A 26,627-nucleotide genomic window follows, 5' to 3' on the forward strand; every position below is an offset into this window, starting at 1 on the left:
AATAAATTGCGCTTGTGGTTTATACCTTACCTGTTGATTATGGATGTGTAAACATCTAGACGGCTAAAAATGACGGGATAATGAAATGACGACTATTAATCACACACTTGGCTTTCCACGTATCGGTTTGAAAAGAGAACTCAAAAAGGCTCAGGAAAATTATTGGGCAGGGAAAATTTCTCAGCAAGAATTATTGGAAACTGGCCGTGAGTTACGTGCCCGTCACTGGGAACAACAAAAGCAGGCTGGTGTTGATTTAGTGCCGGTTGGTGATTTCGCTTGGTATGATCATGTTCTAACCACCAGTTTACTACTCGGTAATGTGCCACCGCGTCACCAGAATCCAGATGGCACGATTGATCTAGATACACTGTTCCGTATTGCTCGCGGTCGTGCGCCAACGGGTGAACCTGCTGCTGCTGCCGAAATGACTAAATGGTTTAATACTAACTACCATTATATCGTGCCGGAATTTCAGCAAGGGCAGGAATTTAAGCTGAGTTGGACTCAGTTACTAGAAGAAGTGGATGAAGCCTTATCTCTGGGCCATCAAGTGAAACCCGTTTTACTGGGGCCGATAACTTATCTGTGGTTGGGTAAAGTGAAAGGTCAGGTATTTGATCGCCTCTCTTTATTGCAAGATATTCTTCCTGTTTATCAGCAAGTATTAGCTGAGTTAGCTAAACGTGGTATCGAATGGGTTCAGATTGATGAACCTGCGCTGGTACTGGAACTGCCAGCAGAGTGGTTGGCAGCTTATCCGATTGCTTATCAGGCACTTCAAGGACAGGTTAAATTATTGCTGACTACCTATTTCGATAGCATTGGTCACAATCTAGAAACGATTAAATCCTTGCCGGTACAAGGGCTACATGTGGATCTGGTTGCTGGTCAGGATGATATCGCGCAACTGCATGAATCATTGCCGAAAGAGTGGGTGCTTTCCCTTGGTGTGATTAATGGTCGTAATGTATGGCGTGCTGATTTAACCGCTAAGCATCAGCTAATTAAGCCATTGGTAGGTAGCCGCACACTGTGGATCGGTTCTTCCTGTTCTCTTCTGCATAGCCCTATTGATCTGAGTGATGAGACTGCGCTTGATGCAGAGGTGAAAAGCTGGTTTGCGTTCGCATTGCAGAAATGTGAGGAGTTAGCTTTGCTGACTGCGGCATTGAATCAGCCAGATGGCAGTAAACAAGCAGAATTGGATGCTTACAGTGCGCCAATCCGTGCTCGTCGTGAATCTAAACGGGTGAATAATCAGGCTGTTACTGAGCGCCTTGCGGCAATTAATCCACAGGACAGTGAGCGTAATCAGCCATACCTACAGCGGGCGGAAATACAGCGTCAGCGCTATAACTTGCCATTGTGGCCGACAACAACCATTGGATCATTCCCGCAAACGACGGAAATTCGTGGCTTGCGTTTGGATTTCAAAAAAGGTCGGGTAGATGGCGCCAGTTATCGTACCAATATCTGTGAACATATTAAGCAGGCAATTAACGAACAAGAACGTTTAGGATTAGATGTATTGGTTCATGGCGAAGCTGAACGTAACGACATGGTGGAGTACTTCGGTGAACACCTCGACGGTTTTGTCTTTACGCAGAATGGTTGGGTTCAGAGCTATGGTTCCCGTTGCGTTAAGCCACCAGTGATTATTGGTGACGTCAGCCGTCCTGAAGCTATCACGGTAGAATGGGCTAAATATGCTCAATCGTTGACGGAGAAACCTGTCAAAGGGATGTTAACTGGGCCGGTGACAATTCTCTGTTGGTCATTCCCAAGGGAAGATGTCAGCCGTGAGACGATTGCTAAACAGATTGCATTGGCATTGCGTGATGAAGTGGACGATTTGCAAGAAGCGGGTATTGGTATCATCCAGATTGATGAGCCAGCATTGCGGGAAGGTTTACCACTGCGCCGGGAAGAGTGGCAATCCTATCTTGATTGGGCGGTAGAAGCATTTAAATTGAATGCTGCAATTGCCAAAGATGACACACAGATTCACACTCATATGTGTTATTGCGAGTTCAATGACATCATGCCTTCCATTGCAGCATTAGATGCGGACGTGATTACCATTGAAACTTCCCGTTCAGATATGGAGCTGCTGGATTCATTTGAAAACTTCTCTTATCCGAATGAGATTGGGCCGGGTGTTTATGACATTCATTCACCTAACGTACCGAGTGTTGAATGGATTGAAGCACTGTTACGTAAAGCGGCTGATCGTATTCCGGTCGAACGTTTGTGGGTTAACCCGGATTGTGGTCTGAAAACCCGTGGTTGGACTGAAACTCGCCAGTCACTGGCAAACATGGTACAAGCGGCGAAACGCCTCCGTGAATCAGTGAAATAACTCATCCAATAATTTGCCTGTCATCTTTAACTGGTGATGGGCATTTTTCATAAAATAATCTTTCTTTTTGCAATAGCATGTAACGGTGCGGTTTGGCTGGGATCTTTTCTATTACCAAACTTTTAGTAACTTATATATGCCATATTGGTATTTGAAAAAATACATTTTATTAACAAAATAACCCGGGTAGTAACAAGATGGAAGCATTGTAATAGAAACTTAATAATTAAAGAGAGGATTATATGGATGTTAATAAGTTGCAAGGTAAGAAAAGTAGCTCTCGAAGAAATTTTTTAAAAAGTAGTGCTGTTATTACGGCGACAGCTGCACTTGCTCCGATGAATTTAGCTCGTGCGGAAGAAAAGTTATCCCCACAACATGGAATAGGCGTATGTACGCTTGCGCCAGAGCAGATATCAGGGCCATATTTCCGAAATGACAAAATTGTAAGAAGGGATATTACTGATTCAGAATTAGGAATACCTTTTTTATTGAAGATTACTGTCATAGATGAAAAAACATGTAAACCCGTTGATAATTTATTTGTTGATATTTGGCATTGTAATAGTCGGGGGAAATATTCTGGTTGGAGTTATATTAGCCCCGATGTAGTCCCTAACGTTGCTGGAGTAGCTTCTATCAATAGAACTGATGATAAAAATTTTCTAAGAGGAGCTCAACCATCGGATAAAAATGGGATAGTTAATTTTACGACTATTTATCCTGGGTTTTATGCGGGTAGAGCGACTCATATTCATATTGCAATCAGAAAATTAAGCACAAATGTGGATGACAAAGAGCACTTTGCTTTTGTTGGTCAAATGTATTTTCCAGAAGGAATCAATACAGAGGTTTATAAATATGATCTGTATTCAAAGCGGAGGGTAATCAGAACTAAAAATAATGAGGATGAATATTTTAAAAATATGAATGGTCATCTTTCAGAAATAAAAGTAACAAAAATAGATGAATATGATATTAACCGTGGGATACTAGGTGAAATAGTTCTATCAATAGACTTGGAAAATATATCTAATTTCATAACTAAAGATGACTTATATTCCCATACGGTATAAGCAGTTTTGTTGAATAAACTAAATTTCAATGTAATAACAGTTGAAATTATAAAATAACCTATGTAAATAATGTGCTGATTAATAATTTAATAAAGTATCAGACATTTGATATTTATATACGGATATTATGCAGGCATAGAGAGAATTATCTTTACTGTTTGATTGATACTATCAGTAGAGCATACTGTCTGTGCCTGTCATTTTCTCAGAGGAAAGCTTTCAGTCCCGCAAGCAGAATGTCAAATTAATGAGCTGTGTCTCCATTATTGGCGATATCTTCACTGTTTTTTAATGCTTTATCGATAGCAATTTCCAGCGCTGTTATAACTGTTTCTAGGGCCATACTTGGCGTTCCTGAATACCGAGCTGCTTGCTCAGGCAGATAAGGGATATGGAGAACTCCACCGCGTATTTCAGGATAGATGCATGCCAAATGATGCAACAGGCCATACATGACGTGGTTACAGACGAAAGTGCCTGCGGTTTGTGAAATGGAGGCTGGCACTCCTGCATCACGCAAACCCTTGACTATAGCATTGATCGGTAACGTGGCGAAGTAGGCGGCAGGGCCTGTTGCGACGACGGGGGTATTGATAGGCTGATTACCTTGATTATCAGGGATGCTAGCATCATTGATATTAATTGCCACGCGTTCCACAGTAATATTTGGTCTGCCGCCTGCCTGTCCCACGGCAATGACCAGATCAGGTTGTACATCATCAATAGCAGCATACAGACAAGCCAGAGAGACGTCGAACACACATGGAAGCTGACGCGCTTCAACGCGGGCCCCGCATAATTCTCGCCCCTGTAATTGCTTAGCAGCTTCCCAGGATGGATTAATCGTTTCTTTACCGAAAGGTTCGAAACCTGTAATTAAAACTGTTTTTTGTGTCGTCATAGTAGTCATAGTAATAGTGCCCTTATATGGTGGAAAGAGTCTAATATCTAAACAATATGCATCCTATAAAAAGACAACTGTGATATTTATATTTGGTAATTGTTTTATTTTTGTTGAAAATATAATTGTAATATGTTGGTAAATAAGCAAGAAAAATTATTTATTAGCTATAGAAGTAAAATACAGTTAATTTTTTAATATGTTCATCATAAGAAAAAGTTATTTTAAAAATAGTCCAGTTTATTGCGTTGTTGATTTATAAATGTTATGAGAGTATTTTAATAACGACGGTGATTTATATTTGATTAAGTTGATAGTTTATTGGAAATATTTTGTTTTATGACCGGGTTATGAAATGATAATTTTTTCTTTGTGATGGGATGGATATTAACCTCTATTAACTCTCAAGGAGAAAATATTTCGATGAGATAATCTGTGATATATTTTTCTCGATACGTTATGAAACATAAATATAGCTAAACAATGGATTGTTTTTCCATAATATGAACTCATTCAAGTTAGTTTATGGACGGAAGAAAACGCCCTGTTTTTTTACCTGTTTCATGGTTATTTTGTGATTTATGTCTCAAAATAATGTATGTTTTTCTTTTTTATATTACTTTGAAGTGACATTTATCACTAAAAGATGTCTATACCCTATGGATTTCAAGATGCTTCGCGACGGCAAGGGAGCGAATCCCCGGGAGCATAGATAACGATGTGACCGGGGTGAGAGAGTGCAGCCAACAAAGAGGCAACTTGAAGGATAACGGGTATAAATGCCTAATACAGTAGATCTCAACTAATTTCATTATAAATTCTTCTTGCTGAGGAGTCTGATATGTCTGATGTATTTCACTTAGGTCTGACCAAAAACGATCTGCAAGGCGCAACTTTAGCTATTGTTCCGGGTGATCCGAAACGTGTGGAAAAAATCGCAAGATTGATGGATAACCCAGTTCATCTCGCTTCTTTACGTGAATTTACGTCATGGCGGGCAGAAATTGATGGTACAGCAGTCATTGTATGCTCTACGGGTATTGGTGGCCCGTCAACCTCTATCGCGGTTGAAGAATTAGCGCAATTGGGGGTACGTACTTTTTTACGTATCGGCACAACAGGCGCAATTCAGGAAAATATCAATGTTGGTGATGTGTTGGTGACTACCGCGGCTGTTCGTTTGGATGGTGCCAGCCTGCATTTTGCTCCGATGGAATTCCCGGCGGTTGCCGATTTTGAGTGTACGACGGCTCTGTACGAAGCAGCAAAAGATTTAGGTGCAACAGTACATGTGGGGGTAACGGCCTCTTCCGATACTTTTTATCCCGGTCAGGAGCGTTACGATACCTATTCTGGCCGTGTTGTGAGCCGTTTCAAGGGCTCAATGGCTGAATGGCAGGCAATGGGGGTCATGAATTATGAAATGGAATCGGCAACTTTATTAACGATGTGTGCAAGCCAAGGTCTACGTGCGGGTATGGTTGCCGGTGTTATTGTTAACCGTACTCAGCAGGAGATTCCTAATGTTAAATTACTTGAGAAAACAGAAAGTAATGCATTGGGGATTGTCGTAGAAGCTGCTCGCCGTTTGCTGTAAATCATACTTTTTGGGCCGGAGTATTCCGGCTCACTCTTATTTTAAATAGAAATCTGTTAATGTCTTAACACCTCACAATTGATTAAGAGTCATCATGATCACAACATCTTTATTGCATCCATCAGTGCTTCCTCTCAATGGAGGGATTAATTTTCGTGATTTAGGCGGTAAAAAAGTCGCGAGTGGTGGAAAAATCAAATCAGGTTTACTTTTCCGTTCTGGTTCTCTGGATCGCTTAACAGAAAAAGACCAATCTTTCCTGGCAAATAAAAATCTCTTTCAAATTATAGATTATCGTGATACCAGTGAAATAGAGGATAAACCCGATTTGGTATGGAATGGTGCTAATTATCATCATGCTCCGGCCAATCCCTTATCTGATGAAGTGAATGCAAATCTGGAAAAATTGGCGTCAGAGATGTTGGAGCAATTTAATCCTCAGGCATTTATGTTTCGTCTTTATGAATTATTGCCGCTAAAAAATTCAGCCTATAAGACATTAGTTAACTTACTGCAACAACCGGAAAAAGGTGGGATAGTCCAGCATTGTGCGGTAGGTAAAGACAGAACCGGTGTAGGTTCTGCGCTGGTATTATTTGCATTGGGGGCTGATTTGGATACGGTAATGGAAGATTATTTAGTGACTAATTGCACTCTGGCTCCTTATCGTGAATATTTGTTAAATGAGCATGCGAAAACTATGAGTGACGATGTGGTTGATAAATTCGCTTATGTTTATTCCGTGAGAGAAGAGTTTTTAATGACGGCATTAAACAGTATTAACCAGCATTATGGCAGTGTAGATATATGGCTGGAGAAAGATCTTGGTCTTGATTTTACTGCTCGTAAGAAATTACAAGATTATTTCCTTGAATAAAAAGTTGGTTTAATTCTGGTTAATACAGCGGTGGTTAAATTGAATGTGTATACCCGTTATCTTTCAGTTGCCTCTTTGTTGGCTGCACTCGCTCACCCCCGGTGACATAGTTAACTATGCTCCCGAGGATTCGCGCCCTTGCCGTCGCGATGCATCTTGAAATCCATAGGGGATATTGATCAATATAGGAATATGAATTTGAGTCTTCATGAAATAGTTGATCTGGTAATCGCTTTTGTTAAAGCTCATGATACCTGGATCATGCCGATTGTTTTCTTGCTTGCTTTTGGTGAATCTCTGGCTTTTTTCTCCTTGTTATTACCGGCAACAATCATATTGCTTGGATTGGGGGCATTAATAGGTGAAAGTGGTCTTAATTTCTGGCCGATTTGGTTGGCGGCCGCAGCAGGGGCTTTTTTGGGCGATTGGGTATCTTATATTGTAGGTGCTTATTTTAAAGGTGATGTTGGTAAAATTTGGCCGATTTCCCGTAAACCACAACTACTGACACGAGTGCACCATTTCTTTGAGCGTTGGGGTATTTGGAGTATTTTCTTTGGTCGATTCTTTGGGCCATTCCGTGCAATTGTGCCATTAGTCGCGGGTATTTGTACTATGCCATTGCGTTATTTTCAGATAGCGAATATCTGTTCCGCACTTATCTGGTCTTTTGGCGTATTAGCTCCAGGCGCGTTTGGTTTGCAATGGTTAGTGAAATGGGTGAGCTAATTGGGAGCGGCTTCGCAGACTGAGCCATCTGTATAAATCATTCTGGACATCTATACAGTAGCAATTTAGTTTATCTGGTCAAAGCATGAGATAGAGGAAATACCGGTGGGTATCCAGTTGTTATATGCGTTGATAGGTGCTCTTGGTGGCCTATTGGGCGGTGGTATTCTCGTTTGGTTCTCCGTTCATCAACGTATTCAACAGCAAGAGCTGGAATTACGGAAATTGGACAGCCAGCTTGCCGTTGCTAATGAGAAAATTGAACAATCCGCTTATTGGCGGGTTGAATGCGAACAGTTAAACCAAGAGTTGCGGGCTCAGAGAGAAGTCAATAGCGTACAAGAATCCGAACTGCGTGAAGTGACGACACGCTTGGAAGAGAGTCGCCTTGCGGCTGAAGAGAAACAGCGGTTGCTGATCAACAGTGAACTACGTTTGAATACGCAATTTGAGAATTTGGCTAATCGTATTTTTGAACAAACGGGTCGCCGTACTGGTGAACAAAATCAGCAGAGTCTCAATACGCTTTTAGCGCCATTTCGTGAACAGCTTGATGGTCTTCATCGGCAGGTACAGGAGAGTTTTGGTCAGGAAGCCCGTGAACGTCATACTCTTGCACATGAAATCCGTAACTTACAGCAACTGAATGCCCAGATGGCGCAGGAAGCGATTAATCTGACAAATGCCCTTAAAGGTAATAATAAAATTCAGGGAGATTGGGGAGAAGTTGTATTATCCCGTATTCTGGAAGCCTCTGGTTTACGAGAAGGGCATGAGTTTTGTACTCAGGTAAGTATCAAGGTAGAGGGTAACCGCCGTTTCCAACCCGATGTTATTGTTCATTTGCCACAAGGGAAGGATGTGGTCATTGATGCCAAAATGTCGCTGGTCGCTTATGAGCGTTATTTTAACAGTGGCGATCGGCATCAGCAGGAGTTAGCCCTTCAAGAACATATCGATTCAATTAAAGGCCATATTCGTGGTTTGAGCCGCAAAGATTACCAACAGTTGCCTGGGCTGAAATCGTTGGACTATGTATTGATGTTTATTCCGGTTGAACCCGCTTATCTGGTTGCGCTGAACAAGGCACCTGAGCTGCTTGATGAAGCACTTAAACACAATATTATGCTAGTTAGTCCATCAACATTGTTGGTTGCTGTGCGTACTATTAATAACTTGTGGCGCTATGAGTATCAAAGTCAAAATACGCGCTTAATCGCCGATAAAGCTGCTCGCATGTACGATAAAATGCGCTTGTTTGTCGATGACATGCAAGGTTTGGGGCAAGGTCTGGATAAAGCTCAACTTAGTTATCGACTGGCAATGAAAAAGCTGACTGAGGGGCGTGGCAACCTGATAAGTCAGGCAGAGAGTTTTCGTAATTTAGGTGTTGAGGTGAAACGTCCGATTGATCCCGAATTGGTTGATAAGGCCAGCCAACCATTCTGTGCTAATGATTAATACTAGGATAGGGTTTTATCTGAAAGGCTGATACACTTTTATAATGCTTTGAATAAAAAATGGGCAAATAACATGGTAGACCAAACGAAACAAACCACACATTTTGGTTTCCGTACTGTAGCAAAGGATGAAAAAGCAGGCATGGTGGCCGAAGTGTTTCATTCTGTTGCAGCGAAATACGATTTAATGAATGATTTAATGTCGTTTGGTATCCATCGTATATGGAAACGTGTGGCTATTGATGCCAGTGGGGTGCGCCGAGGTCAGAGGATACTTGATTTAGCTGGTGGTACCGGAGATTTGACCGCCAAATTTTCTCGTATAGTTGGTGAAAAAGGCGAAGTTGTTCTTGCTGATATCAATGAATCTATGCTGAAGGTTGGGCGTGAGAAATTACGTGATGTTGGTATTGTTGGTAATGTTAGCTATGTGCAGGCTAATGCGGAAGCGTTGCCTTTCCCTGATAACTATTTTAATTGCATCACTATCTCTTTTGGTTTGCGTAATGTTACTGAAAAAGAAAAAGCCCTGCGTTCTATGTTTCGGGTGTTGAAGCCGGGTGGGCGTTTATTGGTACTTGAATTTTCTAAACCTTTGTTCGCGCCATTAAGCAAAGCGTATGATGCTTATTCTTTCCATGTGCTGCCAAAAATTGGTCAGGTTTTTGTGCAGGATGCTGGCAGTTATCGTTATTTGGCGGAATCCATCCGTATGCATCCTGATCAGGATACGCTTAAAACGATGATGGAAGAGGCTGGCTTTGAACAGGTGACTTATACCAATATGACTGGCGGCATTGTTGCACTACACAGAGGTTTTAAATTTTGAGATGGAAAGACCATCACTGAGTACAGTTATTAATTCCACACTTACGCCGGTTTTAACCGCAGTGATGGAAACATCGTTGAATTACCTGTTGTACCGTGAACCTGTGTTAAGGCCAGCCCGTATGCGGCTGGTGGACAAAGTTTTGTCGATCGAATTAAAAGAAATGAATACACCACTCACGTTGGTATTCAGTGAAAAACAGGTGGACGTATTAAGCCAATGGAGCGGATCTGCCGATTGTACGGTTAAAACTCACTTTTCTGCTTTGCTTAAATTACGGGATCGCCAACAAATTTCCAAATTGCTCAATAGCGGTGAAATGGTTATTGAAGGGGATATGCAGGTTGTTCAGCAATGGTCTGCTTTGTTAGATATGGTTGAGTGGGATTTGGCCCATTATCTTTCTCCTTATTTCGGGGATATCGCTGCCGAAAGTATTAGTCAAGTCCTTAAAAAAGGATTTCAGTGTGTTTCCAGTTCAATGGAATGCCAGAAAAATTATCTGGCGGAAGCGTTAACGGAAGAATGGAAACTGGCCCCAAATCAGCTTGAAGTGGCTTATTTCAGTGAAGAAGTTAGCATGTTGGCCAAAGATATCGAGCAAATAGAACAACGATTGGCAGTATTAGAGGGAAAATATGACTCCAGGTGAATTAAGGCGTCTTTATTTGATCATACGGGTTTTTCTTTCTTACGGATTAGATGAGCTAATTCCTCGGATTCGCTTAACCTGGCCTCTTCGTTTTGGTCGTTATTTATTGTTCTGGATCCCAAATAGACATAAAGATAAATCACTTGGGGAGAGACTACGGCTTGCCTTACAGGAATTAGGGCCTGTTTGGATTAAATTTGGACAGATGCTTTCAACGCGGCGTGATCTGTTTCCTCCAGCAATAGCGGATCAACTGGCATTGTTGCAAGACCGAGTTGCCTCTTTTGATGGTGCTCTGGCGCGTCAATATATTGAAACCGCTTTAGGAGGGGCATTGGAAACTTGGTTTGATGATTTTGAACCTATTGCTCTGGCCTCTGCTTCAATTGCTCAGGTCCATACTGCTCGGTTAAAAGAGAATGGACAGGAAATTGTTATCAAAGTCATCCGCCCTGATATTTTGCCGATTATCAAAGCGGATATCCGGTTAATGTACCGTCTGGCTAATTGGGTACCAATGTTATTACCCGATGGACGCCGTTTACGTCCTCGTGAAGTCGTGCGGGAATACGAAAAGACATTAATTGATGAACTGAATTTGCTGCGTGAAGCGGCTAATGCAATTCAACTACGCCGTAATTTCGAAAATAGCTCAACGCTTTATGTACCGGAAATTTATTCTGATTATTGCCGTGAAAATGTTCTAGTAATGGAGCGGGTTTATGGTATCCCTGTTTCTGATATTGAAGCATTGGAAGCGCAGAATACCAATATGAGATTGCTGGCTGAACGGGGCGTGCAGGTCTTTTTTACACAGGTTTTTCGCGATAGCTTCTTCCATGCGGATATGCATCCGGGAAATATTTTTGTCAGCTATGAACATCCTGAAGATCCGTTTTATATTGGTATTGATTACGGTATTGTTGGTTCTCTTAATAAAGATGATAAACGTTATCTGGCTGAGAATTTTATTGCTTTCTTTAATCGTGATTACCGGAAAGTTGCTGAGCTTCATGTGGATTCAGGCTGGGTGCCTAGTGATACCAATGTTGAAGATTTTGAATTTGCAATCCGTACGGTTTGTGAGCCAATATTTGAGAAACCACTTGCTGAAATTTCATTTGGTCATGTACTTCTGAATCTATTTAATACTGCACGCCGTTTTAATATGGCAGTGCAGCCTCAGTTAGTTCTTCTACAAAAGACACTTTTGTATGTAGAAGGCTTAGGACGGCAACTTTATCCACAGCTTGATTTGTGGAAAACAGCAAAACCGTTTCTGGAGGAGTGGTTGCATAGCCAGGTTGGATTGCCCGCTGTTATCCGGGCGTTGAAAGAAAAGGTGCCTTATTGGGCAGAAAAGTTGCCAGAGCTACCTGAATTAGTGTATGACAGTCTTCAGCAGCATAAACATTTGCAGGTGAGTATTGAGAAGTTATCAGGTCATTTGAGAGGGCAACAGATAAAACAGCGGCAGTCACAGTATTTACTTGGTGTTGGTGCGACATTGTTTCTCTGTGGCAGCTTGTTTTTGCTATCTGGCTTAGCAAATATTCCCTGGTTGTTTATAGGCGCGGGTACCGTTTCATGGTTGTTTGGCTGGTGTCGGCTGCGTAAAATTTAGTAAAATTTGTCTTAGGGTACATTTTCTTTGAAGGTCGGTTATAGTTCGTCGTGTATATATACCCTAAAAAAATAATTCCTGTTAAATAGAGGTAAATCAGAATGGGCGGTATAAGCATTTGGCAGTTACTCATCATTGCGGTCATTGTGGTGCTGTTGTTCGGCACGAATAAACTCCGTACTTTAGGTTCTGATCTTGGGGCATCTATTAAAGGTTTTAAAAAGGCGATAGGGGATGATAATCAGCCTCAACAGGCTCAAAAAACCAGTAGTGATGCCGATTTTGAGACTAAAAACATTACTGAAAAACAATCTGTAGCTCAATCTGAAACATCTGAGAGCAAAAACAAAGAGCAGGTATAAACCGTGTTTGACATTGGTTTTGGTGAGTTGCTGCTGGTTATGGTCATTGGCTTGGTGGTTTTGGGGCCAGAGCGGCTACCGGTGGCTGTAAAAACGGTTGCTGGTTGGATCAGGGCACTGCGCTCTTTAGCTGCTAACGTCCAAAATGAGTTGGTCCAAGAGCTGAAATTGCAGGAGCTCCAGGAAAGCCTGAAAAAAGTTCAAGAAGAAGCGGGGTTGCAGAATTTATCCCCGGAACTAAAAGCTTCGATGGATGAACTAAAAGAAGCTGCTGAGTCTTTGAAAAAAGCATACCAAAATGAACCTGATGCAGGGAGCATGAAAGCATCAGAAATAAATGAGGTGGCACAAAAGCCGGCAGCGTCTCAGGTTGTGGCTTCATCTGGACCTTCTGCTCTAGTGGATGATCAAGCGGCTTCTGCAACGAAGAAAAAAACTTCCGATTAAGTTAATGGTGAACACTAAAACATGGCTGTTGATGATACTCAACCACTTATCAGTCACCTTATTGAACTGCGTAAGCGAATTCTAAACAGTTTACTTACTGTATTAGTGGTTTTTTTAGCGTTGGTTTATTTTTCTAACGACATCTATCAGATGATTTCTGCACCTTTGATTAAGCAGTTGCCTCAAGGTGCCAGTATGATAGCGACAGATGTTGCTTCCCCCTTTTTTACGCCAATAAAACTGACCATTATGGTGTCAATATTCGTATCTGCACCTATGGTTCTCTATCAAGTGTGGGCATTTATTGCACCTGCGTTATATAAGCATGAACGCCGCTTGATGATCCCTCTGCTTGTTTCCAGTAGCCTGCTATTTTATTTGGGGATGGCGTTTGCTTATTTTGTTGTATTTCCGATAGCTTTTGGATTCTTTGCTAAAACGGCACCTGAAGGAGTGCTGATTGCAACGGATATCAGTAACTACTTAAGCTTTGTCATGGCACTGTTTATGGCCTTTGGTGTCTCTTTTGAAGTACCCGTTGCCATTATTTTATTATGTTGGAGTGGGGTAGTTACACCCGAATCTTTGAAGAAAAAGCGTCCGTATATTTTGGTCGGGGCCTTTGTTGTTGGCATGTTGTTAACGCCGCCGGATGTTTTCTCGCAAACCTTGCTGGCGATTCCTATGTATTTGCTGTTTGAACTGGGGATTTTGCTCTCCCGTTTTTATACCGGGCAGCGGAAATTGGGGGATCGTTCAGAGGAAGATGAGCAGGAAGCGCCAGAAGTGAATACGGAAAAGTGATAATAGTAATCTTAACATGCTGTTCTGTAGTGCTAAGATAATTAGCACGAAGCGATAGCATATTAATTAACCCAGCGCGAGTGCGCTGGGTTTGCGTTAGGAGAGCTATATGAGCTATGCATTTCCAGGAACTTTCCCTGGTCGACGTATGCGCCGGTTGCGCTGCCATGATTTTTCCCGCCGTCTGGTTGCTGAAAACCAATTAACTGTTAATGATTTAATCTATCCTGTATTTGTGATGGAGGGCATTAATCGTCGTCAAGAAGTGCCCTCTATGCCAGGAGTGTATCGTCTGACGATGGATCTGTTGCTGAAAGAAGCTGAAGAGATTGCCCGGCTGGGGATTCCTGTATTGTCTCTGTTCCCCGTTATTGAAGCAGATAAAAAATCTCTGGATGCGGAAGAAGCTTATAACCCTGATGGGTTGGTTCAGCGTACGGTTCGTGCGTTGAAAGATGCCATTCCTGAGCTAGGATTGCTGACTGATGTGGCATTAGATCCATTCACTACACATGGTCAGGATGGGATCATCGATCAAGATGGTTATGTGATGAATGATATAACCAAAGAGATCTTGGTCAAACAGGCATTGTCACATGCAGAAGCTGGTGCTGAGATTGTGGCACCGAGCGACATGATGGATGGGCGTATTGGTGCAATCCGTGAACTATTTGAAACGGAAGGACATGTAAATACTCAAATTATGGCTTACTCCGCTAAGTATGCTTCTGGGTATTACGGCCCATTCCGTGATGCAATCGGTTCAAATCGTAATCTGAAAGGGGGCAATAAAAAAACCTATCAGATGGACCCTGCGAATAGTGATGAAGCATTGCAGGAGATTGCACAGGATTTGCAGGAAGGCGCTGACACTGTAATGGTAAAACCAGGTATGCCCTACCTGGATGTTATTCGCAGGGTAAAAGATACATTTGGTGTACCAACCTTTGCTTATCAAGTCTCTGGCGAATATGCCATGCACATGGCTGCTATTCAGAATGGTTGGTTACAGGAACAGGTAATTGTGGAGTCTCTGTTATGCTTCAAGCGTGCAGGAGCCGATGGTGTACTGACCTATTTTGCGAAACAGGTTGCTCAACAGTTATATGAACAGAAACGTTAATATTTGATTAAAAACGGGCGAATGCAAATTCTGCCCGTTTTTTGTTTGGTTAAATTTTTACAAACTGCTTATTATCAAGTGCCTTAGGTAATTGTTTATTCAGAATATTAAGTAACAGAATAGAACGGGTTTCTCCATCTGGCTCATTGTAGATAGCTTGCAATCCTTCAAAAATTCCTGCGGTGATTAATACGGTATCACCAGCCACAGGTGTATCTGGTGATACATATTCTTGCTCAGTGGCTGATACGATCTCTTTAATCAGCGTTTCCGGTACGATGGCAGGGTGTACACCAAAACGGACAAAATGGCTAACACCGCGTGTTGAATGGATAGTGGTAGTATGAATAATTTCAGGGTCAAACTGAACAAACAGATAATGAGGAAAAAGTGGTTCTATATTCACAGTACGTTTACCACGGGTTATTTTTTCAATTCTCGCGGTAGGAGTCAGGCAAGCAACATCCTGTCGTTCAAGATTTTCTATTGCTCGTGAAATTTGCCCACGTTTACAGTAAATGAGGTACCAGTTTTCCATCTTTATTTAACCTTAATCCAATGACTATTAAGCATAGCAAAATAGAAAAGGGCATTACAGGCATTATCTTAGTGATAATTGTTTAATGATGCATATTTATTGTTATGAGTGGGTCTTATGTTTTTCAGTAAAAAAGCGATGGGTAATATTTTGGTAAGTAACAGATAAGATAATTAATATAAATTTGGCTGTTATTTGTGCAGAAAATATTAATAAAAGAAAAATATCAGTATTTCTGTTGAGTAATTGCAAAATTTGATAGTCATTGAGCAGGCATATGGGAAATCCGTGGTGATCAATTGGCTGCATCTTGTGCAGTGAACCCAGAGGAGATAGTGATATACCCTATGGATTTCAAGATGCATCGCGGCGGCAAGGGAGAGAATCCCCGGGAGCATAGATAACTATGTGACCGGGGTGAGCGAGTGCAGCCAACAAAGAAGCAACTTGAAAGATGACGGGTATAGCATTATTTCTGTGGTAAGAGTAAAGGTATCGAGATGTTCCAATGCAATATGTTCCAATGCAATATGTTCCAACTAAACATCTTGCTGGGTAATTTAATGCTCAAATATTAACTCATTAGCTTCCATTTCGTTGTATTTGACTTTAAGGTCGCAAGGTTGAATTAACCCCATTGCTTTTTAGTAACTTATTGGTTTACTTTGTAGTCTTCTGAAAAAAACACAAAAAAGCTGAGTGGGATGGCTTATAATGTTTTCCCCCTTAAAAACCGGCATAAATGAATAGTATGAAATACCGTGACTTAAGAGATTTTCTAACCTTATTGGAGCATAAAGGTGAGTTGAAACGCATCAGTTTTGAAGTTGATCCTTATTTGGAGATGACTGAGATTGCAGATCGTACCCTTCGCGCTGGTGGGCCTGCCTTGTTGTTTGAAAATCCCAAAGGTTATTCGATGCCTGTATTGTGTAATTTGTTTGGTACTGCTGAACGTGTTGCTATGGGGATGGGGCAGAAAGATGTTAAAGCTTTGCATGATGTAGGTAAGCTGCTAGCTTTTTTGAAAGAACCCGATCCTCCGAAAGGTTTTCGTGATTTACTGGATAAGCTACCGAAATTTAAGCAAGTCCTTAATATGCCAACTAAACGGCTTAATACTGCGCCTTGTCAGGAACATGTTTCGGTTGGTGACGATGTAGATTTAACCCGTATTCCTATCATGCACTGTTGGCCAGAGGATGCTGCGCCATTGATTACTTGGGGACTGACAGTAACTCGTGGCCCGAATAAAGAGCGGCAGAATCTCGGTATTTATCGCCAGCAAGTATTAGGTAAAAATAAGCTCATTATGCGCTGGCTATCTCATCGTGGCGGTGCGCTTGATTTTCAGGAATGGTGTCAGGCACATCCAGGAGAACGTTTCCCAGTGGCTGTTGCCTTGGGGGCTGATCCAGCGACAATATTGGGGGCTGTGACGCCAATTCCTGATACATTATCGGAATATGCATTTGCCGGGTTATTAAGAGGATATAAAACAGAAGTTGTGAAATGTCTTTCAAATAACTTGGAGGTACCAGCAAGTGCTGAGATCGTATTGGAGGGGTATATTGAGCCTAGCGAGTTAGCTCCAGAAGGGCCATATGGTGACCATACGGGCTATTATAATGAAATCGATATGTTCCCGGTGTTCACTGTGACACATATTACTCAGCGCCATGATGCTATTTATCACTCGACTTATACTGGCCGCCCGCCGGATGAACCTGCTGTGTTGGGGGTTGCATTGAATGAGGTGCTGGTACCGATTTTACAAAAACAGTTTCCTGAAATTGTCGATTTTTATCTGCCTCCTGAAGGTTGTTCCTATCGCCTTGCCGTCGTGACGATGAAGAAACAATATCCGGGTCATGCCAAGCGGGTCATGATGGGGGTTTGGTCATATCTACGGCAATTTATGTATACGAAGTTTGTTATCGTTTGTGATGATGATATCAATGCCAGAGACTGGAACGATGTCATTTGGGCAATCACTACGCGAATGGACCCGGTAAGAGATACCGTATTAATGGAGAATACTCCGATAGATTATCTCGATTTTGCATCACCCGTTTCAGGATTGGGTTCGAAAATGGGAATGGATGCAACGAACAAATGGCTGGGAGAGACGCAGAGGGAATGGGGACGTCCTATTGTGATGAGTGAAGAAGTGCGTACCCGCGTCGACAAAATCTGGGATGAATTAGATATTTTAGGACCATAAGAGGGAACGCATGACAACACTGAGCTGTAAAGTAACCTCTGTAGAGGCTATTACTGATACGGTTTATCGGGTACGGTTACTTCCCGATTCTCCGTTCTCATTCCGCGCCGGTCAGTATCTGATGGTGGTAATGGGTGAGAGAGATAAACGTCCATTTTCAATGGCATCAACGCCTTCAGAAAAGGCGTTTATTGAATTACATATTGGTGCTTCTGAACTGAATTTATATGCAATGGCTGTGATGGATAGAATTCTGGATCAGAAAGTGATCGATATTGATATCCCTCATGGTAAAGCCTGGTTTCGTCAAAGCAGCATTAATCCGCTGTTATTAATTGCAGGCGGTACGGGGTTTTCTTATACCCGTTCTATATTACTGACAGCGTTGGAAGAACAACCTGAACGCCAGATCTCTATGTATTGGGGGGGCAGAGAACCACAACATTTATATGATCTTGCTGAATTACAGTTACTTACAGAGCGCTACCCTAATTTGACGGTTGTTCCGGTTGTTGAACAGTCAGAGAATGGTTGGTGTGGACGTACAGGAACAGTGCTTAAAGCGGTACTAGAGGATTTTGGTAGTTTGGCCAATTATGATATCTACATTGCGGGGCGATTTGAAATGGCAAAAATTGCTCGCGAGCGCTTTTGTGGTGAGCGTGATGCTTCTACTGACAACATGTATGGTGATGCTTTCGAATTCATTTAAAATAATAATAAAAAAACCCGCCCCTGACAGGCGGGAATTACGGCAACAACGACTCAGTTATAATAATTCTTACAGATAAGTTCTTAATCCATTCTTTCTATAATGGTGGCGATACCTTGGCCTAAACCGATACACATGGTTGCCAGGCCAAACTGAACATCGCGGCGTTCCATTAGGTTCAACAATGTTGTTGTGATGCGAGCACCTGAGCAGCCTAGTGGGTGACCGAGAGCAATTGCACCACCATTCAGGTTAACTTTGTCATCCATACTGTCCAACAAATTTAGGCCCTTCAGGCAGGCAAGTGATTGAGCGGCAAATGCTTCGTTTAATTCAATCACGCCAATATCACCTAGTACTAAACCTGCTTTTTTGAGCGCCATTTGTGTAGCAGGGACCGGGCCATATCCCATAATGGAAGGATCGCAACCAACCGCTGCCATAGAACGGATACGGGCACGAGGTTTCAGCCCCAGATTCTTGGCATAACTTTCACTGGTTATCAACATTGCAGACGCACCATCGGATAAAGCAGAAGAGCTGCCTGCTGTGACTGAGCCTGTTACCGGATCGAATACGGGGCGCAGGGCGGCTAGATCTTTCAGATTAGCATCTGAACGGATTACCTCATCGTAATCAAACCGTTTCAATATGCCATCGGCATCGTGACCATAAATTGGTGATATCTCATTGGCGAATGCACCTGATTGCGTTGCTTGTGTTGCACGTTGGTGCGAACGAAGCGCAAATTCATCTTGCATTTCACGGCTGATATGGTGAATCTTTGCCAACATTTCAGCGGTTAAGCCCATGACTCCTGCGGCTTTGGCAACACTCAGACTCATTTTAGGATGGAAATCCACGCCATGTGTCATTGGAACATGACCCATGTGCTCTACACCACCAATCAGTGTGACATTGGCTTCTCCGGTCATGATCATACGAGCGCCATCATGCAGCGCTTGCATTGATGAACCGCACAGCCGGTTAACCGTCACGGCTGGTACAGAGTGAGGAATATCAGCCAGTAAAGCTGCATTACGGGCAATGTTGAAACCTTGTTCTAGAGTTTGTTGGACACAGCCCCAATAGATATCATCGATTTCGTGTTGCTGTATTGCCGGATTACGTTTAAATAGCTTTTTCATCAGGTGAGCGGAGAGATCTTCAGCCCGGACCTGACGGAATGCACCACCTTTTGAGCGCCCCATTGGGGTGCGGATGCCATCAATAATGACTACATTTTCCATGTTTCCAGACCTCACGCTGTTTTTCCGGTGCTGACAGCAATCGTTGCTGCTGTAGAGTAGTAACTTTCATTACGTTCAGCTTTGGCTTTCAGACCAGGCGGTACCTGATAAAGAGCACCTAGGTGAGCATAATTTTCAGCCATTTTTACGTAAGCCGCAGTTCCCATTGTTTCCAGATAACGGAAAACACCACCGTGGAATGGAGGGAAGCCAAGGCCATAAACCAGAGCCATATCTGCTTCTGCTGGGCTGGCAATGACACCTTCTTCCAGACAACGGACAACTTCGTTGATCATCGGGATCATAGTACGAGCAATGATCTCTTCACCGGAGAAATTACTCTTCTGTTGGCAGATAGTTGCCAGCAATTGGTCTGTTTGCTCGTCTTGCTCTTTCTTAGGTTTACCTTTCTTATCTTGCGTATATTTATAGAAGCCAAGGCCGTTTTTCTGCCCATAACGTTGATTGTCATATAAAACATGAATGGCATCTTTATAATCACGATGCATACGATCTGGGAACCCTTGGGCCATGACGGATTGAGAATGATGTGCAGTATCAAGACCAATAACATCGATAAGGTAAGCAGGGCCCATTGGCCAACCAAATTCTTTCTCCATGATTTTGTCTATTTGGCGGAAATCACCACCATCACGCAATAGCAGACCGAAGCCAAGGAGATAAGGAAGCAGTACTCGGTTTACAAAGAACCCTGGACAGTCGTTAACGACGATCGGAGTTTTACCCATTTTGCTGGCATAGGCGACTACGGTTGAAATTGTCTTTTCAGACGTTTTTTCACCGCGAATGACTTCAACCAACGGCATGCGGTGTACCGGGTTGAAGAAATGCATACCACAGAAGTTTTCCGGGCGTTTTAGGGACTTAGCTAATTCTGAAATTGGAATTGTTGATGTGTTGGAAGCTAGGACACAATCTTCATTAACCAGAGTTTCAGTTTCTGATAGTACAGCCGCTTTGATCTTAGGATTCTCTACTACAGCTTCAACCACGATTTGGGCCTGTTCGATACCGGCATAATTTAAGGTAGGTTGAATAGAAGAGAGGGTTCTCGCCATTTTTATAGCATCTAGACGGCCACGTTCAAATTGCTTGTTTAGAAGTTTCGCGGCTTCATTCATACCTAATTCAAGGGATTGCTGGCTGATGTCTTTCATCATGACAGGAATCCCTTTGCGGGCGGATTGATAGGCTATACCACCACCCATAATTCCAGCACCTAGAACTGCGGCATATTCAGGTGTTGTGACTTCTTTCAGATGTTTTTTTGCCAGTCCTTTTACGTACTGGTCATTAAGAAAAATACCCACTAAGGCACGGGCAACATTTGTCTGTGCTAAAGGAATGAAGCTGGCGGTTTCTTGTTTCAATGCTTCATCGCGACCAAATGTAGCGGCTTTTTCTATAGATTTAACTGCGGTGATAGGAGCTGGATAATGAGGGCCGGCGACTTTCATCACCATACCTTTTGCCACACTAAAACTCATGCCTCGTTCAGTTTCATTGAGTTTCAAAGGCTCTAATTTTGGCTGGCGTGCGGCTTTCCAGTCGAGGTTCCCTGCAATTGCTTGTTCCAGCATTGATACTGCGGAATCAACCAGTTTTTCTTTGGGAACAACAGCATCAATCAAACCGTTTTTCAATGCTTCTTCTGCACCAATGTCTTTACCTGCGGCAATGATATCCAATGCATTATCAGTCCCGATCAGGCGTGGAAGGCGAACTGAGCCACCGAAACCAGGCATAATACCAAGTTTGGTTTCTGGTAACCCAATGCGTATATCCGGGGAGGCCACACGGAAATCTGTAGATAGAACGCATTCACAACCACCACCAAGAGCATAACCGTTTATTGCTGAAATGGTTGGTACAGGTAAATCTTCTATCCGGTTAAAAATGCTATTTGAAAAGTTAAGCCATTCTTGCAGTTTTTCTACAGGTGAATCGAATAAAGAGAGGAATTCAGTAATATCTGCACCAACAATAAATGCGGTTTTTTCAGAACGTAATAAAACGCCTTTCAATCCAGTTTGTTGCTCTAGGCTGGCAATAGCCTTGTCGAGAGATGCAACGGTTTTGGTATCTAGTTTATTAATCGCGGCTGGGGCATTGAAAACCAGTTCAGCAATGCCATCTTTCAGCCAGCTTACTTGAATTGTTTCACTTTGATAGAGCATGTCGTTCTCCTAAATGAGCGCATACCATCTGGTATGACCAGATGGGTTTGATTGTGGTTATTATGTTAAGCAAATGCAAATGAGTGATTAGTTTTTTGCAAGGGTGATCACAAGTGAGATTTGTATCTCACTGACAATGATTGTTTTTATATCTTGATAAATAAGGTGTTAGCGGGAACGGATAAATTGAGTGAGTTTTTGCGTGATACCTGCAAATATCAACGGCTGTGATAAGCTAATGGTTTAGTCATAAAATAAAAAAGGTCAATTGAAATGGAAAAGTTGGCATCTCTGTACCACGAACATATCTCTACATTGCAGCAACGTACCTGTGAAGCATTGGCCCGTAATCAATTTGATGCTTTGCTTATTCACTCTGGTGAGTTACAGCATATTTTTCTTGATGATAGAGATTACCCTTTCAAAGTTAATGCTTGCTTCAAAGCTTGGGTACCAGTAACTAAAGTGCCTAATTGCTGGTTGTGGGTAGATGGTATTAATAAACCTAAATTATGGTTTTACTCGCCGGTAGATTATTGGCACAGCGTAGAACCGCTGCCGACTAGCTACTGGACTAAAGAAGTTGAAATGATTCATCTGGCAAATGCAGGAGATATTAATTCAGCGTTAAGCACTTATGTAAAACAGAATGTTGCTTACATCGGTTGTTCACCGCAAAGAGCAAAAGAGATTGGTTTCTCTGAACGCAATATTAATCCAAAGTCTGTTCTTGATTATTTGCATTTCCATCGTTCATACAAAACAGATTATGAACTAGTCTGTATGCGTGAAGCACAAAAAACGGCTATTGTCGGGCATTTGGCAGCTTATGAAGCATTTCAGGCTGGGATGAGTGAATTTGATATTAATATCTCTTATCTTATGGCAACAGGTCATCGTGATACAGATGTGCCTTATAACAATATTATTGCTATGAATGAGAATGCGGCTGTTTTGCATTACACTGCATTGCAGCACAATGCACCTTCGGATATTCGTAGTTTCCTGATTGATGCTGGTGCTGAATATAATGGCTATGCAGCAGATATCACCCGCACTTATTCAGCAAAAAGTAATAATGAATTTGCTTCTTTAATTAAAGATATGGATGCTGAACAAAAAGCGTTAATTAGTACAATTAAAGTGGGAACTCGCTATACCGAATATCATATTCAGATGCATCATCGGATTGCTAAGTTGTTGAAAAAATATGGTATCGTGAAAGATGTCAGTGAAGAAGTCATGGTTGAAGAAGGGCTGACAACGCCATTCTTTCCACATGGCATTGGTCACCCTCTTGGATTACAGGTCCATGATGTGGCAGGGTTTATGCAGGATGATACAGGTACACATTTAGCCGCTCCGGATATGTATCCTTATCTGCGTTGTACCCGTATTCTAGAACCTCGCATGGTGCTGACTATCGAGCCAGGTCTTTATTTCATCGAATCGCTGCTTGCACCTTGGCGTGAAAGTGAGTTCAGCAAACATTTTGACTGGAATAAAATTGGGACGCTTAAACTTTTCGGTGGTATTCGTATTGAAGACAATATTGTGATCCATGAAAATAAAGTGGAAAACATGACTCGGGATCTTCAATTGTCATAATGAAGCCTTATTTGATACCCGCAGCTTCAGTGAGTTTTACTGAAGAGATTAAAAAAAGTCGCTTTATTACCTTGCTGGAGCATACTGACGGGGTGGATGAGGCTAAAGCGTTTATCCAGCAAATCAAAGCTCAGTACCCTGATGCCCGCCATCACTGCTGGGCATTTGTTGCTGGTGCACCGGATGATTCACAACAGTTGGGTTTTTCAGATGATGGGGAACCTTCAGGAACCGCAGGTAAGCCGATACTGTCCCAACTTATGGGAAATAATATCGGTGAAATAACTGTGGTTGTTGTCCGCTATTTTGGTGGAATAAAATTAGGGACCGGTGGGTTGGTAAGGGCATATGGAAGTGGTGCCCAACAGGCGCTGAAATTGCTGGAGACAAAATATAAGGTTCCACAGAAACTCTGTTCCTTGCAGTGTGAATATGCCCATATCTCTATGATTGAACAGTTATTACAGAAATCATCAGGGCAAATTATTTCCAGTGAGTATGCAGAGAATGTTACTTTGCGAATTTCACTTCCAGCTACCTTAGTGGGGGAAGTCGGTGATAAATTACGTGATCTAAGTCGCGGTGTACTGTATTTAACACCTGATCTGTAAATATTCTCTGTAACTGGATTTCTAAGGAACCAGCTAAATGCATTTTCGTGCCATAACCCGTATTGTCGGGCTGCTTGTCATTCTTTTCTCTGTCACCATGATAATTCCAGGATTGGTAGCACTTATCTATCGTGATGGTGCTGGGCGTGCATTTAGTCAGACATTTATTTTTGCCTTAATTATCGGTTTAATGCTTTGGATACCAAATCGGGAGCAAAAACACGAGCTAAAGCCTCGGGAAGGGTTTCTTATCGTTGCTTTGTTTTGGACAGTCCTTGGCAGTGTTGGGGCTTTGCCTTTCATTTTTTCTGAACAGCCAAATCTTTCTATTACAGATGCATTTTTTGAATCTTTCTCCGGTTTAACAACAACGGGTGCTACGACACTAATTGGGCTTGATTCCTTGCCTAAAGCGATTCTTTTCTACCGGCAGATGCTGCAATGGTTAGGTGGTATGGGGATTATAGTGCTGGCTGTTGCAATACTGCCTCTACTTGGGGTTGGGGGAATGCAGCTCTATCGGGCTGAAATGCCTGGTCCCTTGAAAGACAATAAAATGCGCCCGCGAATTGCTGAAACGGCAAAAACTTTATGGTTGATTTATGTGTTACTAACAATCGCCTGCGCTTTAGCGTTATGGGCTGCGGGTATGTCAGTTTTTGATGCCATTTCTCACAGTTTTTCAACTATCGCAATTGGTGGATTTTCTACACATGACGCGAGTATTGGTTATTTCAATAGCCCCGCGATAAATACCATTATTGCGATTTTTCTGCTGATTTCTGGTTGTAACTTTGGTTTGCACTTCGCGGTATTAACGGGACGTAGCCTGACAGTATATTGGCGGGACCCTGAATTCCGTATGTTTATCTCCATTCAATTGGTGCTTGTTATTATTTGCACTCTGATCTTATGGCATCACGCTGTTTATAAGTCGGGGATAGAGACACTAAACCAAGCTTTTTTCCAGGTTGTTTCAATGGCGACAACGGCAGGGTTTAGCACAGATAGTTTTGCTCGTTGGCCATCATTTTTGCCAATATTGCTGTTGTGTTCCGCTTTTATTGGGGGCTGTGCAGGCTCGACGGGAGGAGGACTGAAGGTGATTCGTATCTTACTGCTATTCCTGCAAGGGTCCCGTGAATTGAAGAGATTGGTTCATCCAAATGCGGTTTATACCCTCAAGTTAGGGCGAAGAGCATTACCTGAAAGGATTATTGAAGCTGTTTGGGGATTCTTCTCTGCTTATGCTTTGGTATTTATCATTAGTTTATTATTACTTATCGCAACTGGTGTAGATGAACTTTCTGCGTTTTCGGCAATAGCCGCTACACTAAATAATCTAGGGCCAGGATTGGGTGTTGTTGCGGATAACTTCACTGCAATGAATCCAGCAGCCAAATGGATATTAGTTATAACAATGTTGTTTGGTCGCTTGGAAGTATTCACTTTATTAGTTTTATTTACACCAACCTTCTGGCGTGAATAGTCTACTGGGAGAGGGATATAGCTATGAATTGTTTATTACTTTATTCCAGTCGGGATGGACAGACTAAGAAAATTATCACCCGCATTGCTGAAAATCTACGCAGATCAGGGGAGTTATGTGAGCTCAGAGATTTAGCAACAGTAAAAACGATCAATTTGGAATCTTATGACAAGATTATGATTGGAGCTTCGATCAGATATGGTCATTTCAATTCGGCACTGAAAAAGTTTGCAATCTGTCATCAACAGCAACTTAATAAAATGCCAACCGCATTTTTTGGCGTGAATTTGACAGCAAGGAAGCCAGAGAAACGTACACCAGAAACAAATGTGTATGTTCGTAAGTTTCTGTTTAATACCCCGTGGAAGCCAGATTTGTGTGGTGTTTTTGCTGGTGCATTACTTTATCCTCGTTATCATTGGTTGGATCGGATAATGGTTAAAATGATTATGAAAATGACCGGTGGGGAAACTGATACAACTAAAGAGGTTGAATATACCGATTGGCAGCAAGTTGATTATTTTACCGATGACTTCCTTAAAATAGTGAGTGAAAAATAACTGATTTGTTCTTTTTATCAGTGTTTTGTTGAAAAAAACTGCGAACAGCAGTTTTTTTTTAATAAATGCTTGCCAGCGTCAAAGAACGCCCTATAATGCGCCACCACTGACCGACACAACGCTGATAAACATTGTGAGGTCGGGCAGAGAAAGCGATAATCAGTGCTTGACTCTGCGGGCGAACAGCGTAATATGCGCAGCCCGGCTGAACGAGAATGTTATTTTTTATGTCAGCCTGCTCTTTAACAATTAATCAGACAATCTGTGTGGGCACTCACAAGACCGTATCACAAAAAAATACGTTTTAAAGTCTTGAAGAGTGAACAACAGTTAATTCATTACGAAATAATTAGTCAGAATTCTTTGAGCATCAAACTTTAAATTGAAGAGTTTGATCATGGCTCAGATTGAACGCTGGCGGCAGGCCTAACACATGCAAGTCGAGCGGTAACAGGAAAGTGCCTGCACTTTTGCTGACGAGCGGCGGACGGGTGAGTAATGTCTGGGGATCTGCCCGAGGGCGGGGGATAACCACTGGAAACGGTGGCTAATACCGCATAATGTCGCGAGACCAAAGTGGGGGACCTGAAAGGG

Annotated in this window: 24 protein-coding genes and 1 rRNA gene; 21 read left to right on the forward strand and 4 right to left on the reverse strand. The window is 42.3% G+C overall.

Annotation, left to right across the window (positions count from 1 at the left end; translation table 11 throughout):
* Positions 1–85 precede the first annotated feature (85 nt).
* On the forward strand, positions 86–2,362 hold the full coding sequence (metE, locus tag AACQ38_RS18705) for a 5-methyltetrahydropteroyltriglutamate--homocysteine S-methyltransferase (protein ID WP_058589766.1): 2,277 nt from the start codon (positions 86–88) through the stop codon (positions 2,360–2,362).
* Between the two features lie 242 nt (positions 2,363–2,604).
* Complete coding sequence (locus AACQ38_RS18710) at positions 2,605–3,438, forward strand: dioxygenase family protein (RefSeq protein ID WP_058589767.1); 834 nt, start codon at positions 2,605–2,607, stop codon at positions 3,436–3,438.
* Between the two features lie 244 nt (positions 3,439–3,682).
* Here AACQ38_RS18710 and pcp read toward each other — a convergent pair whose 3' ends face one another.
* Positions 3,683–4,339: a pyroglutamyl-peptidase I gene (gene pcp / locus AACQ38_RS18715; protein ID WP_165578806.1), complete on the reverse strand. Its 657-nt coding sequence runs from the start codon at positions 4,337–4,339 to the stop codon at positions 3,683–3,685.
* Positions 4,340–5,180: 841 nt separating this feature from the next.
* Here pcp and udp point away from each other — a divergent pair.
* From udp to hemB, 11 genes are all read left to right on the forward strand, one after another.
* Positions 5,181–5,936: a uridine phosphorylase gene (udp, locus tag AACQ38_RS18720; RefSeq protein WP_165578799.1), complete on the forward strand. Its 756-nt coding sequence runs from the start codon at positions 5,181–5,183 to the stop codon at positions 5,934–5,936.
* A 94-nt stretch (positions 5,937–6,030) separates the two neighbouring features.
* Positions 6,031–6,813 (forward strand): tyrosine-protein phosphatase, encoded by a 783-nt coding sequence (locus AACQ38_RS18725; RefSeq protein ID WP_011148506.1) that lies wholly within the window; start codon positions 6,031–6,033, stop codon positions 6,811–6,813.
* A gap of 192 nt (positions 6,814–7,005) precedes the next feature.
* Positions 7,006–7,542, forward strand: coding sequence for a DedA family protein (locus AACQ38_RS18730; protein WP_109791876.1), 537 nt, complete (start codon positions 7,006–7,008; stop codon positions 7,540–7,542).
* Positions 7,543–7,671: 129 nt separating this feature from the next.
* A complete protein-coding gene (gene rmuC, locus AACQ38_RS18735) occupies positions 7,672–9,003 on the forward strand; it encodes a DNA recombination protein RmuC (protein ID WP_242685626.1) in 1,332 nt (443 codons plus the stop codon).
* Between the two features lie 72 nt (positions 9,004–9,075).
* Positions 9,076–9,831 (forward strand): bifunctional demethylmenaquinone methyltransferase/2-methoxy-6-polyprenyl-1,4-benzoquinol methylase UbiE, encoded by a 756-nt coding sequence (gene ubiE / locus AACQ38_RS18740; protein WP_011148503.1) that lies wholly within the window; start codon positions 9,076–9,078, stop codon positions 9,829–9,831.
* Position 9,832: 1 nt separating this feature from the next.
* A complete protein-coding gene (gene ubiJ, locus AACQ38_RS18745; protein WP_041380407.1) occupies positions 9,833–10,483 on the forward strand; it encodes a ubiquinone biosynthesis protein UbiJ in 651 nt (216 codons plus the stop codon).
* The gene (gene ubiB, locus AACQ38_RS18750) at positions 10,470–12,107 is read left to right on the forward strand and encodes a ubiquinone biosynthesis regulatory protein kinase UbiB (protein ID WP_165578801.1); all 1,638 of its coding nucleotides are present in this window, start codon (positions 10,470–10,472) and stop codon (positions 12,105–12,107) included. The genes ubiJ and ubiB overlap by 14 nt, the downstream gene beginning before the upstream one ends.
* 101 nt (positions 12,108–12,208) lie before the next feature.
* Positions 12,209–12,469 (forward strand): Sec-independent protein translocase subunit TatA, encoded by a 261-nt coding sequence (gene tatA, locus AACQ38_RS18755; RefSeq protein ID WP_011148500.1) that lies wholly within the window; start codon positions 12,209–12,211, stop codon positions 12,467–12,469.
* A 3-nt stretch (positions 12,470–12,472) separates the two neighbouring features.
* Entirely contained in the window at positions 12,473–12,916 is a 444-nt protein-coding gene (gene tatB / locus AACQ38_RS18760) for a Sec-independent protein translocase protein TatB (protein ID WP_011148499.1), read from the forward strand.
* A gap of 21 nt (positions 12,917–12,937) precedes the next feature.
* The gene (tatC, locus tag AACQ38_RS18765; protein WP_011148498.1) at positions 12,938–13,720 is read left to right on the forward strand and encodes a Sec-independent protein translocase subunit TatC; all 783 of its coding nucleotides are present in this window, start codon (positions 12,938–12,940) and stop codon (positions 13,718–13,720) included.
* A 109-nt stretch (positions 13,721–13,829) separates the two neighbouring features.
* A complete protein-coding gene (gene hemB, locus AACQ38_RS18770; protein WP_011148497.1) occupies positions 13,830–14,843 on the forward strand; it encodes a porphobilinogen synthase in 1,014 nt (337 codons plus the stop codon).
* A 49-nt stretch (positions 14,844–14,892) separates the two neighbouring features.
* Here hemB and rfaH read toward each other — a convergent pair whose 3' ends face one another.
* Positions 14,893–15,381 carry a transcription/translation regulatory transformer protein RfaH gene (gene rfaH, locus AACQ38_RS18775; protein WP_011148496.1) on the reverse strand — a complete coding sequence of 163 codons (489 nt, stop codon included), beginning with the start codon at positions 15,379–15,381 and terminating at the stop codon, positions 14,893–14,895.
* Positions 15,382–15,789: 408 nt separating this feature from the next.
* On the opposite strand from rfaH, the gene AACQ38_RS18780 reads away from it, so the two are divergent.
* The 3 genes from AACQ38_RS18780 (at position 15,790) to fre (ending at position 18,317) form a co-directional block, all read left to right on the forward strand.
* Positions 15,790–15,924 carry a hypothetical protein gene (locus AACQ38_RS18780; RefSeq protein WP_274383014.1) on the forward strand — a complete coding sequence of 45 codons (135 nt, stop codon included), beginning with the start codon at positions 15,790–15,792 and terminating at the stop codon, positions 15,922–15,924.
* Positions 15,925–16,132: 208 nt separating this feature from the next.
* Positions 16,133–17,605 (forward strand): 4-hydroxy-3-polyprenylbenzoate decarboxylase, encoded by a 1,473-nt coding sequence (gene ubiD, locus AACQ38_RS18785; RefSeq protein ID WP_165578802.1) that lies wholly within the window; start codon positions 16,133–16,135, stop codon positions 17,603–17,605.
* A 10-nt stretch (positions 17,606–17,615) separates the two neighbouring features.
* A complete protein-coding gene (gene fre / locus AACQ38_RS18790; protein WP_011148494.1) occupies positions 17,616–18,317 on the forward strand; it encodes an NAD(P)H-flavin reductase in 702 nt (233 codons plus the stop codon).
* A gap of 83 nt (positions 18,318–18,400) precedes the next feature.
* Here the strand turns inward: fre and fadA are convergent, their stop codons facing one another.
* Positions 18,401–19,567 carry an acetyl-CoA C-acyltransferase FadA gene (fadA, locus tag AACQ38_RS18795; protein WP_011148493.1) on the reverse strand — a complete coding sequence of 389 codons (1,167 nt, stop codon included), beginning with the start codon at positions 19,565–19,567 and terminating at the stop codon, positions 18,401–18,403.
* A gap of 11 nt (positions 19,568–19,578) precedes the next feature.
* Positions 19,579–21,765, reverse strand: a complete 2,187-nt coding sequence (gene fadB / locus AACQ38_RS18800) for a fatty acid oxidation complex subunit alpha FadB (protein ID WP_165578803.1) — start codon at positions 21,763–21,765, stop codon at positions 19,579–19,581.
* Between the two features lie 273 nt (positions 21,766–22,038).
* Between fadB and pepQ the strand changes: the two genes are divergently transcribed.
* From pepQ to AACQ38_RS18825, 5 genes are all read left to right on the forward strand, one after another.
* Complete coding sequence (pepQ, locus tag AACQ38_RS18805) at positions 22,039–23,373, forward strand: Xaa-Pro dipeptidase (RefSeq protein WP_165578804.1); 1,335 nt, start codon at positions 22,039–22,041, stop codon at positions 23,371–23,373.
* Positions 23,373–23,984: an IMPACT family protein gene (locus tag AACQ38_RS18810; protein ID WP_011148490.1), complete on the forward strand. Its 612-nt coding sequence runs from the start codon at positions 23,373–23,375 to the stop codon at positions 23,982–23,984. The genes pepQ and AACQ38_RS18810 overlap by 1 nt, the downstream gene beginning before the upstream one ends.
* 37 nt (positions 23,985–24,021) lie before the next feature.
* Positions 24,022–25,473 (forward strand): Trk system potassium transporter TrkH, encoded by a 1,452-nt coding sequence (gene trkH, locus AACQ38_RS18815; protein WP_011148489.1) that lies wholly within the window; start codon positions 24,022–24,024, stop codon positions 25,471–25,473.
* Between the two features lie 23 nt (positions 25,474–25,496).
* Entirely contained in the window at positions 25,497–26,033 is a 537-nt protein-coding gene (gene hemG, locus AACQ38_RS18820; RefSeq protein ID WP_058588506.1) for a menaquinone-dependent protoporphyrinogen IX dehydrogenase, read from the forward strand.
* A gap of 379 nt (positions 26,034–26,412) precedes the next feature.
* Positions 26,413–26,627: ribosomal RNA gene (locus AACQ38_RS18825) — 16S ribosomal RNA — on the forward strand; the annotation flags it as partial.

Origin of the sequence: Photorhabdus sp. RW14-46 (assembly GCF_963887965.1) — a bacterium.
Taxonomy (GTDB): Bacteria; Pseudomonadota; Gammaproteobacteria; order Enterobacterales; family Enterobacteriaceae; genus Photorhabdus; species Photorhabdus laumondii.